We start from the raw sequence: 5624 nt of genomic DNA on the forward strand, positions 1-5624 counted from the left end.
ATTCACGTGGTGTGATTGAAGTAACATATTTTTTCTTTGATCAATTCTTAAGAAAGCGATAGTCGTTTTTATGATGATTTTTTTAAGATATCTTCTTCGTTTTTTTGTTGCTACTGGACTTTGTGGCGCAATAACATGGGGTGTTATGACGAGTGATCAAGCAAATGCACTTCCTGATTATGAAGTTCTTTCACTTTATGAGCCACCGGTAATGACCCGTGTCCATGCTTCTGATGGCCGTCTGATGGCAGAGTTTGCAACAAAGCATCGCCTTTATTTGCCGATTCAATCAATTCCGAAGCTTGTTATAAATGCTTTTATTTCGGCTGAAGACAAAAACTTTTATCATCATTTTGGTTTAGATCCTGAAGGACTTTCTCGAGCTTTGATCAATAATATTCGTAATATTGGTTCTGGAAGACGTCCAGAGGGCGCATCAACCATAACGCAACAAGTCGCTAAAAACTTTCTTTTAAGTTCAGAAACAACGTTAGAGCGTAAATTTAAGGAAGCTATTTTAGCAATGCGTATTGAAAGAACCTATTCAAAAGCTCATATCTTAGAGCTTTATCTCAATGAAATTTATTTGGGTCGTGGTACTTATGGTATAGCCGCTGCTTCTTTGACTTATTTCAATAAATCCGTCAATGATCTAACGCTAGAACAATGTGCTTATTTGGCTTCTCTTCCAAAAGGACCAGCAAATTATGATCCATTTAAAAATACACAGCGTGCTATTGATCGGCGCAATTGGGTTATAGATCGGATGGTTGCAAATGGGTATGTTACGCGCGAACAAGGTGAAAAAGCGAAAGCTAAGCCTTTAGGAGCGACAATACGCGGGAGTGATAGCTATGTTTTTGCGGCTGATTACTTTACTGAAGAAGTACGTCGTCATTTAATGCACCGCTATGGGGCTAAAACACTTTATGAAGGTGGTCTTTCAATTCGTACAACGCTTGATCCATATTTGCAAATTCTTGCTCGACGGGCTTTACACAATGGATTAATTAAATTTGATCATGCACAAGGATGGCGTGGAGCTTATGCGCATATTGATAAGGATGATTGGGGGACTGAGCTTGCCAATATCACAGGGTTAAGTGATGTTCCTGAATGGCGTTTAGCTGTTGTTCTTTCTGCAACCCCCAATAAAATAGAGATTGGTTTACAGCCACAGCGCGAAGCTTCGGGTATACTCTCAAAAAAACGCGAAATTGCTGTTTTGTCTGAAGCCGATTCAAGATGGGCATTTCATGTTGTGAAAGAAAATGGTTACCGAAAAACTGTTCAGAGCTTATCTCATGTTTTGCAAGTTGGAGATGTCATTTTTGTTGAAAAGCTACCCAATACAAACAACACTTATCGTTTACAACAAATTCCAAAAGTTGAAGGAGCAATTGTTGCTATGGAACCTCATACGGGGCGAGTTCTTGCAATGGTGGGAGGTTTTTCTTTTGCAGCTTCAGAATTTAATCGTGCAACCCAAGCCTATCGTCAACCGGGATCTGCTTTTAAACCCATTGTTTATGCAGCAGCACTTGATAATGGGTACACACCAGCATCTGTCATTTTAGATGGCCCCATTGAAGTTCGTCAATATAATGGTGAAGTCTGGCAACCAAAAAATTATGGTGGTACCTTTGCCGGACCCTCAACGTTGCGTTATGGTATTGAGCATTCTCGTAATCTTATGACAGTGCGGCTTGCCAATGATATGGGAATGTCTCTTGTCGCTGAATATGCAGAACGTTTTGGTGTAGTCGATAAATTGCAGCCTTATCTTCCCATGGCTTTAGGTGCTGCTGAAACAACCGTGCTACGGATGGTTACAGCTTATTCTGTTATTGCCAATGGGGGACGCTCTATTAAACCTTCTCTGATAGACCGAATTCAAGATCGTTATGGGAAAACAATTTATCGTCATGATGATCGTATTTGTGAAAATTGTAATACACATTCATGGAATAATCAAAGAGAACCCACATTGATTGATGAGAGAGATCAAGTTCTTGACCCTATGACGGCTTATCAAATTACATCGATGATGGAGGGCGTTGTTCAGCGTGGTACTGCGGCGCGTTTACGTTATCTTAATCGACATATTGCCGCTAAAACAGGAACCACCAATGTCTCTAAAGATGTTTGGTTTATGGGATTTACTCCTGACATTGTCGTTGGTATTTTTGTCGGCTACGATCAACCTGCTCCGTTAGGATATAATGGAACAGGAAGTTCATTAGCCGCACCTATTTTTGGTGATTTTATAGCGGATGCTCTTAAAGGCAAGCCAGATGTTCCCTTTAAGATGCCGAAAGGTATGGTTTTAATGCCCATTAATCGGAAAACAGGAATGCTTGCGGAAAGAAGAGATCAAGATGTCATTATAGAAGCATTTAAACCAGGGACGGGGCCTGCTGATATATATCAAGTCATTGGGGGGACGAATTCTTTTCAAGAAGGAGTTCCTGCAGTGACCACTTCTCCACAAGTCAATAAAGCCCTTGAAAGTGGGACAGGTGGGCTGTATTAACCGGTAAAATCTTTTTTGCTATGAGTCTTGGTTTTTATCTATTTTTTATAGTGTTGATCCTGTAAATAGAATGATGAACTCCTTCCATTTTCTGATAGAAGCTATTAAGTTTGTATAAAATGCTAAGAGACATAACCAGAAAGAGTGTAAAAAGATACGGTATTAAATTATGCGATCAGAAATAGAAACATTAGTTGATGAGATCCAGAAGGCAATTCAATTGCTAAGGGGGCATCTTTGACTGGGATCAATCATTAAAGCGTCTCGAATATCTTAATCAAAAAGCAGAAGACCCATCATTATGGGATGATGCGCAACAAGCACAGGATATGATGCGTGAGCGTCAACGTCTTGATGATTCAATCAATGGTCTTTTATCATTTACAAAAACTCTTGAAGAATGCATTGAGCTCATCGCTATGGGTGAAGAAGAAAATGATGTTGAAGTTATCGCTGATGCAGAAAATTCAATACGTAATCTTAAAAGTCAGATCGATAAAAGGCAAATTGATGTGCTTCTTTCAGGAGAGGCGGATCCCAATGATACTTATTTAGAAGTTCATGCTGGGGCAGGGGGAACAGAAAGTCAAGATTGGGCTTCTATGCTCTTACGCATGTATATGCGCTGGGCTGAACAGCATGAAATGAAGGTTGAAGTTTTAGAAATTCATGATGGAGAAGAAGCGGGAATAAAGTCAGCGACGATTCTTGTAAAAGGGCATAATGCTTATGGATTGTTAAAAACAGAATCAGGCGTTCATCGTTTGGTACGAATTTCCCCATTTGATTCGAATGCAAAACGCCATACCTCTTTTGCAAGCATTTGGGTTTATCCGGTTATTGATGACAATATTGAAGTTGATGTTTCAGAAGCAGATGTGCGTATTGATACTTATCGTGCATCGGGAGCAGGAGGACAACATGTTAATACGACAGATTCTGCCGTTCGCATTACACATATAAAAACGGGGATTGTTGTTCAGTGTCAAACTGAACGTTCTCAGCATAAAAATCGTGCTACGGCTTGGTCGATGTTACGTGCCCGTCTTTATGAAGAAGAGCTCAAAAAAAGAGAAGAAGAGAGCAATGCTGTTGAATCCTCTAAAACAGAAATCGGATGGGGGCATCAAATTAGATCTTATGTTCTTCAACCTTATCAACTTGTAAAAGACTTACGTACAGGGATTGAAAATACTGATCCACAATCCGTCCTTAATGGAAACTTAGATGCATTTATAGAGGCGACACTTTCTCAACGTATTTATGGAAAAGACAAAGAAATTGAGGATATCCGTTAATGATATATCTCTCCCTCAAACTGTGTAGATTTATTTCTTAAACTATTCGTTTTATTGATATTGTAGTATATTATCGATGACCCTTGATACGTAAAAAGTTTAAAGAGGTGTTTTTTTTGTTCTTTTTTCAACAGTCCCTTCTCATAAGCTAATCCTGTATATGACGGGAGAAAGTAGCTTTTTTAATCAATTCAAGATAAGAAGGAACTGAAATGAGAAAAATTTACGATATCCGGAGTTTTAATCTTAATGGTAAATAATTATTTATCCTTATAAACAAATATATTGCGAAAATTAAATCCCTTGGAAAAATAAAAACAACTGGGGGAATGCTTTTAAAAGTATAATATACCCCTCATTTATATGCTATTATTACGATGTAAAAGCGTTGCAGCAGCTAAAACGTTTTCAGCGTGTCCAGATACGCTTACTTTGCGCCATTCTTCTGCTATTTTTCCATTTGCATCAATTAAAAAAGTGCTCCGTTCGACACCCATATATTTGCGTCCATACATGCTTTTTTCTACCCAGACACCATATGCTTCAAGGGTTGTTTTTTCTTCATCAGACACCAAGATCACGTCAAGTCCATGCTTTTGTTTAAATTTATCGTGTTTTTTTACATTATCTGGAGAGATTCCAATAACAGCAACACCGATTTCATCAAATTTCGTCTTTAATTGTGTGAAATCAAGGGCCTCACTTGTGCATCCACTCGTATCATCTTTGGGATAAGAATATAAAACAACAGGTTTGCCCTTAAAGTCAGAAAGACAGACTGTCTCTCCTCCATCACGCGGTAAATTAAAATCAGGAGCAAAAGTACCTTTCATCGATTTTGTCATTTTTTTATCTTTCTTTTTGAGTGAAAAGATCAATGACGAGCATACAGAAAAGGAATAAATTTTCAACTCTCTAGAATACACTTATTTCAAAGATTTTTTGCTATCATGTAAAAATTATTTTATCATAAAAACTAAATGAAAAAATGAGCAAAAAGCGTAGGCAACATCACTATCTTGGATATAAAATCTATAGAATAAAGGAGATCTATAGATTATAGGGGTTTAATCAATACATGTTTTTTCTTACCAAAGGAAAGTTTAATGATTCCTTCTGCTGTGACATCTTTTTCAAGAATAAGCTGTGTTTCGTCTTTTATTATTTGATCATTAACACGTATTCCCCCCCCTTGAATATGACGGCGCGCCTCACTGTTTGATTTTGCAAGCCCTGTTTTTACTAAAAGAGAGAGCAATCCAGCACCTGTTTTTAATTCTATTGCACTCATTTCAATCGTTGGAAGATTTTCTCCAAGTGTTTTTCTTCAAATGTTTTACGAGCAGTTTCTGCGGCTGCATCGGCAAGAGCACGCCCATGCAACATTGCTGTAATTTCTGTTGCAAGAATTTTTTTTGCTTCGTTAATTTCAGTCCCTTGTAATAGAGAAAGCTTGAGAATCTCATCCATCGGTAATGTGGTATAGAGTTTTAAAAATCGTGTTACATCAGCGTCTTCTGTATTGCGCCAATATTGCCAAAATTGATAAGGTGAAAGCATATCGGCATTAAGCCAAACAGCACCATTCAATGATTTACCCATTTTGGCACCGGAAGAGGTTGTCAGCAAGGGTGATGTTAATGCATATAATTGCGGTGTTCCTAAACGATGCCCCAATTCGATTCCGTTAATAATGTTTCCCCATTGATCAGAGCCTCCCATTTGCATACGCAAGCCATAACGTTTATAAAGTTCAACAAAATCATAAGCTTGCAGAATCATATAATTAAACT

The 5624-nt window shown here is 38.1% G+C and carries 3 protein-coding genes and 1 pseudogene; 2 read left to right on the forward strand and 2 right to left on the reverse strand.

Annotated elements, in window-relative coordinates; all coding sequences use genetic code 11:
- Nucleotides 1–70 precede the first annotated feature (70 nt).
- Both BN338_RS02270 and prfB read left to right on the forward strand, forming a co-directional pair.
- Nucleotides 71–2533 (forward strand): penicillin-binding protein 1A, encoded by a 2463-nt coding sequence (locus BN338_RS02270; protein ID WP_039758633.1) that lies wholly within the window; start codon nt 71–73, stop codon nt 2531–2533.
- A 169-nt stretch (nt 2534–2702) separates the two neighbouring features.
- A protein-coding gene (prfB, locus tag BN338_RS02275; protein WP_156809239.1) for a peptide chain release factor 2 occupies nt 2703–3831 on the forward strand; the annotation gives its coding sequence in 2 pieces (ribosomal slippage) (nt 2703–2771 and nt 2773–3831; 1128 coding nt in all).
- 359 nt (nt 3832–4190) lie between these two features.
- On the opposite strand, the gene BN338_RS02280 is transcribed toward prfB, so the two are convergent.
- Nucleotides 4191–4676: a peroxiredoxin gene (locus BN338_RS02280; RefSeq protein WP_198003665.1), complete on the reverse strand. Its 486-nt coding sequence runs from the start codon at nt 4674–4676 to the stop codon at nt 4191–4193.
- Between the two features lie 212 nt (nt 4677–4888).
- A pseudogene (tyrS, locus tag BN338_RS02285) lies at nt 4889–5624 on the reverse strand (tyrosine--tRNA ligase); the annotation flags it as partial.

The organism is Bartonella queenslandensis AUST/NH15, from assembly GCF_000312585.1.
Taxonomy (GTDB): domain Bacteria; phylum Pseudomonadota; class Alphaproteobacteria; order Rhizobiales; family Rhizobiaceae; genus Bartonella; species Bartonella queenslandensis_A.